This window comes from Candidatus Nanopelagicales bacterium (genome assembly GCA_018003655.1).
In the GTDB taxonomy this organism is placed as follows: domain Bacteria; phylum Actinomycetota; class Actinomycetes; order S36-B12; family UBA10799; genus JAGNDY01.
This window is the reverse complement of record JAGNDY010000087.1, coordinates 1-3,472: the sequence shown is the minus strand read 5'-3', so window position 1 is coordinate 3,472 and position 3,472 is coordinate 1. Positions and strand designations below refer to the sequence as shown.

6 protein-coding genes are annotated in these 3,472 nt (G+C 64.1%); all 6 read right to left on the bottom strand.

The genetic code is table 11. From position 1 onward, the window contains the following. Positions 1 to 461, bottom strand: a 461-nt coding sequence (locus KAZ48_09815) for an alpha/beta fold hydrolase (GenBank protein MBP7973086.1), incomplete at its 3' end; no start/stop codon positions are given. Further along, positions 458 to 1,219 carry an SDR family oxidoreductase gene (locus KAZ48_09810; GenBank protein ID MBP7973085.1) on the bottom strand — a complete coding sequence of 254 codons (762 nt, stop codon included), beginning with the start codon at positions 1,217 to 1,219 and terminating at the stop codon, positions 458 to 460. The genes KAZ48_09810 and KAZ48_09815, both read right to left, overlap by 4 nt. Continuing rightward, a complete protein-coding gene (locus KAZ48_09805) occupies positions 1,216 to 1,968 on the bottom strand; it encodes a hypothetical protein (GenBank protein MBP7973084.1) in 753 nt (250 codons plus the stop codon). The genes KAZ48_09810 and KAZ48_09805 overlap by 4 nt, the downstream gene beginning before the upstream one ends. A 111-nt stretch (positions 1,969 to 2,079) precedes the next feature. After that, complete coding sequence (locus KAZ48_09800; GenBank protein ID MBP7973083.1) at positions 2,080 to 2,556, bottom strand: DUF456 domain-containing protein; 477 nt, start codon at positions 2,554 to 2,556, stop codon at positions 2,080 to 2,082. Positions 2,557 to 2,703: 147 nt separating this feature from the next. Then, positions 2,704 to 2,982: a hypothetical protein gene (locus KAZ48_09795; protein ID MBP7973082.1), complete on the bottom strand. Its 279-nt coding sequence runs from the start codon at positions 2,980 to 2,982 to the stop codon at positions 2,704 to 2,706. A gap of 85 nt (positions 2,983 to 3,067) precedes the next feature. Further along, positions 3,068 to 3,472 (bottom strand): 3-hydroxybutyryl-CoA dehydrogenase (locus tag KAZ48_09790; protein ID MBP7973081.1); only part of this gene is annotated, 405 nt, incomplete at its 5' end.

Genomic DNA, 3,472 nt, shown 5'->3' with positions numbered 1-3,472 from the left:
CCCTCGTCCTCGACCCGATGGGCGAAGGCCAGCCTTGCTTCGCGGGCGTCATCACTGTCGCTGGCGGCTTTGGTGTCCACCAACAGCAAGCCAGCGACGCGTTGCGGGAACAGTCGTAAGAAGGCCATCGCGACGTAGCCCCCGAGCGAGACTCCACCGATGATCGCTCGACCAATGCCCAGTTCATCCAGTTGGGTAGCCAAGTCTTCGGCAAAGTAGTCCAGCGATGGCTCGACATCGATGTCGGTCAACTCATCGGCACGGGTACCGAACCCAGGCAGATCGGGGGTGAGCACCGTCCAACCGGCTGAACGCAACTGGACCGCCAGCGGCGTGAGGAACTCCGCGTGGACCGGGAACGGATGAACCAGCACGACTGGAACGGCTCGGTCAGCGCGAAGTAAAACCTGCGCGTCGTCAGCGCCGAGTGTCCCCCGCGCGTCGTCAGCGCTAGGTATCACGGCATCACCGAAAGGCCGCCATCAACTACCAGCTGCTGGCCAGTCATAAACGAGGAAGCGTCGCTGGCGAGGAACACGGCTGGCTCAGCCATCTCGTTGACTCGACCCCAGCGCTGCATAGGCACGCGCGAGAGCAGCGAGGTCTCGGTGTTGTCATCTGCCCGCAGGAAGTCAGTCAGGTCAGTCTCGACCCAGCCGGGAACAAGCGCATTAACCCGAACGTTCGCATGGGCCCACTCGATCGCCAGGGTCTTGGTCAGCGACGACACGGCAGCCTTAGCGGCCCCGTAGTGGGCCATGAAGGGGGTACCGGCCAACGACGCAACGCTGGACACATTGATGACTGATCCGTGGTCGGAGGCGAGCAGATGGGGTGCAGCAGCCTGGCAGGCATGCACGATCGACTCCACGTTGAGGCTGAAGGTCTTCTGCCAGCCGGAGAAGCGCATGTTGGCCACCGGGGTGGAGAAGGAGTTGCCGCCTGCGTTGTTCACCAGGAGGTCCAACCCGCCCAGAGCCAACGATGCCGCGTCGACAGCTGCGCGCAATGCCTCACCGTCAAGAACATCGGCGGGAACCACGATCGCTGTGCGGCCCATCGCTTCGATCTGCTGGGCGACGTCGGCCAGTTTGGCTTCGTCACGAGCACTGATCGCAACGTCAGCGCCCGCCTGAGCGTAGGCAACAGCGATTGCGGCACCGATTCCCCGCGATGCTCCGGTCACCAAGGCCTTGCGGCCGTCCAGACGAAAACTCATAGGTCGTTCCACCTCTCCATCGGGCCTTCCCATTGCGTGGGCAGGCTCCCAGTCTCGGGGTTCAGCGCTTCCGGCGCCACCTCCCGAACAATCTCATTGAGCACAATCCGCACGTTTGCCTCCCCCACCCACAAGTGCCCCGCGCCGTCGACGGGGACGAGGGCGACGTTGGGTGCAACCTTGAACCGCTCGACCGCTTCCGGTGGCCGCAGAAAATCATCGAGTTCTGGAATCAATGCGGTGGTGGACAGCCCAACCCTTCCCCACTCGGCGAGCTCGGCCTGACTGGTGTATCGGACGGGTGGACTGACCAGCACCGCGCCAGCGACTGGCCCGACTTCGGGGTGTTTGAGGATCACGTCTGTGCCGAAGGACCAGCCCACCAGCCATGGCACCGGCAAACCCTCCTGGGAGACGCGTTCGACTGCGGCGGCGAGGTCTAACCCTTCTGCAACCGCCTCGGAGAACTCACCTTCGCTCCTCCCGGCCGGGCTGTGGGTCCCCCTGGTGTTGAAGCGCAGCACGGCAATGCCCGCGAGCGCAGGTAGCCGCCATGCGGCCTTGCGGAACAGGTGCGAATCCATCATGCCGCCAGCAGTTGGCAGCGGGTGGACGCAGACGATCGTCGCGCGCGGTTGGTCGACGGTCGGCACAACCAACTCTCCGACCAGACGCAGGCCGTCCGCGGTTGTCAGCGCGACGGGCTGTCGAACGGCTGGCAACACCGTATTGGCCCGAATCTGCTCCATGGCTCAACTCTGGCGGGCCGACTGGTTCACTGCGCATCCGGGTCGTCGAATGTGGCATCGCCCGCGGTGCCGGACTCCAGGCAGTCGACGGGCCTGTCGCCCATCACCGCATCAGGCCAGAGCTATGGCGCCACCGAACCAGACCGCGGTGGCAAACAGCGCTGCGGCCAACTCGATCAGTACCGAGATCCCGGCCGCCTTCATCGCCGCCACGGTCGTCGGCCAGGCAGCCTGGATGGACTGCAGCCGCACCAACTCGGCGCAGTAGATCCCGGCGACAAATCCGACGACAACCCCGACAACAGGAATGAGAAAGAACCCGACTACGCCGCCTGCGCCACCGGCGATGAGTACCACCGCGGGCACGCCTTGATTGCGCATGGATCGACCCGGAATCAGGTATTTCAACACCATCGATGCGGCCAAGATCGCTAGCGCGCCAACACCGATCCACCAGCCGTAGCCGCCAGTGAATACCGCCCACACCCCGATTGCGATTGCGCACAGCAACGTTCCCGGTAAGAACGGCACGATGGTGCCGACGATCCCGACCACACAGATCAGACCAACCAGGACATTGAGTAGCACGCATCAGAGCGTACGACTAGTCCTCACAGCCCCCGGCCTGATCACGCGTTGGGTAGCCAGGGAACCGTCGGTTTCAGGAAGCGGCTTGAGCCGGTACATCCAACCGGTAGGCGCTTTGGTGACAGTCAGCCGGCGCTAGCGCGGTGGCTACCGCTGCCGTTCGTGTGAGGTCCAACAGGATGAATGCCAGTGCCGACGCGCATCGACGCCCGTGGACCAACCGTCCTGCCATGCCACCACGTGGGGTGTGCCCTGGCTGATCGCTTGGTTGCACCAGGGGCAGGTGTAAGCCTTGGTGGCGTTGACGCCGGACACCCGCCGCATGATCCAGTCGCCATCGGACTTGGACACCCGCCGTTGCAGGCTTAGGTCGCCAGCGACCGGCTTACCGGTGTCGAGGTCCTTGCGACGGTTGCGGCGAGCCATAGCGGGATTGTCGCACCGAACGGGCCCAGCACGACAATGCCTTTACCCGTTGAGTGCCTACCGGTTGAACCTTTGCCCGTTGCGATCAGCTGTACTGCAGGAATCCCTCGCCGGTCTTGCGGCCGAGCTTCCCCTCGGCGACCGTCTGCTTGAGCAGCGGCGCGGGCCGGTAGCAGGCGTCGGGAAAGGCGTCGAAGATCGTCTCCTGGATGGCCAGCGAGACATCGTTGCCAACGACGTCGAGTAGTGCGAAGGGTCCCATGGGAAGCGACTGCCACGCCTTCATCAGCGGATCCAGGTCCTCGATCGAGGTCAGGTTGGCCTCGACAGCTCGAACCCCGTCATTTAGGTACGGGAAGAGCAGGAAGTTCACGATGAAGCCAGCGCGATCGCCGCACAGCACCGGGTGCTTCTTGGTTGCTTCGCACAGTTTCACCACGGTGGCGGTGACGTCTGCTGCCGTGGCATCGGCGGAGACAACCTCGACGAG

Bases quoted from the DNA above. Each gene is read 5' to 3' on its own strand.
- KAZ48_09810 (MBP7973085.1), bottom strand. From the start codon at position 1,219: ATGAGTTTTCGTCTGGACGGCCGCAAGGCCTTGGTGACCGGAGCATCG.
- KAZ48_09805 (MBP7973084.1), bottom strand. From the start codon at position 1,968: ATGGAGCAGATTCGGGCCAATACGGTGTTGCCAGCCGTTCGACAGCCC.
- KAZ48_09795 (MBP7973082.1), bottom strand. From the start codon at position 2,982: ATGGCTCGCCGCAACCGTCGCAAGGACCTCGACACCGGTAAGCCGGTC.